Raw genomic sequence first — 537 nt, forward strand, 5'->3', positions numbered from 1 at the left:
CTCGTATATTACTTGCGCTTTGGTTTGGTTGTCTGCTGGTCTTTTTCTTGAACTAAGGCTCTTAACTTTTTTAAGTACGCATTTTCAGCACGAAGGTATTCTAGCTCTTCCTGCATTTTTTTCATATCTTGGTTAGATGGTTGTTCTGACTGGTTTTGATCCTTAGATGAATTCACTCTAGGGCGCCCCTTTCCTGATGATTCAAGGGCCTCGACACCGCCTTCTTCCCACTTCTTTTTCCATCTGCGAACCATTGAGAAATCAGGGATTCTAAAGATGGCTGAGGCTTCCCGAATCGAATAGTTTTGGTTTTCGATCATCTGAATTACCTTCATTTTAAAATCCGCAGGGTAATTTGTATAGGGTGGAATAAAGGCTTGGTCACCGTGATACTTATAAAGCTTCACCCAATATCGGATAACGGAATCATCGATCCCAAGCTCGTTAGCTAAATCTTTATAAGTCGTAATTTCACTCAAATAGCGTACCGCAATGTCTTTTTTCATAGCTGATGTAATAGTATTCACCATCGCACCT

Annotated in this window: 1 protein-coding gene; it reads right to left on the bottom strand. The window is 40.6% G+C overall.

Annotated elements, in window-relative coordinates:
• Positions 1-8 precede the first annotated feature (8 nt).
• On the bottom strand, positions 9-537 hold a 529-nt coding region (locus tag ACGTN6_RS21000), incomplete at its 5' end, for a helix-turn-helix domain-containing protein (RefSeq protein ID WP_394595046.1).

Origin of the sequence: Halomonas sp. B23F22_20 (assembly GCF_043496985.1) — a bacterium.
Lineage (GTDB): Bacteria > Pseudomonadota > Gammaproteobacteria > Pseudomonadales > Halomonadaceae > Halomonas.